This window comes from Pseudomonas sp. SIMBA_067 (assembly GCF_046534675.1).
Classification (GTDB): domain Bacteria; phylum Pseudomonadota; class Gammaproteobacteria; order Pseudomonadales; family Pseudomonadaceae; genus Aquipseudomonas; species Aquipseudomonas putida.
The window spans coordinates 1-259 of the sequence record NZ_JAWRYH010000724.1; the positions used below are offsets into that span (position 1 = coordinate 1).

Consider the following 259-nt stretch of genomic DNA (forward strand, 5'->3'; position numbering starts at 1 on the left):
GGGCCAGCTCACGCAGGGCGAACAGGTTACCTTTGCGGAAAAAGTTTTCGATGGCGCGTTCCGCGCGGTCGCCAATATAGACTTTGCCCTCTTTCAGCCGCTGCCGCAGATCGTCGGGCGGCAGATCGACCAGCACCACTTCGTCGGCGCTGTCGAAAAAGGGATCGGGCACGGTTTCGCGCACCTGAATGCCGGTGACGCCGCCCACCACATCGTTGAGGCTCTCAAGATGCTGTACGTTGACAGTAGTCAGTACATC

At 59.5% G+C, this 259-nt stretch carries 1 pseudogene; it reads right to left on the reverse strand.

The window, feature by feature from the left end:
- Positions 1–259 (reverse strand): annotated as a pseudogene (locus SB765_RS31060) (sensor histidine kinase KdpD); the annotation flags it as partial.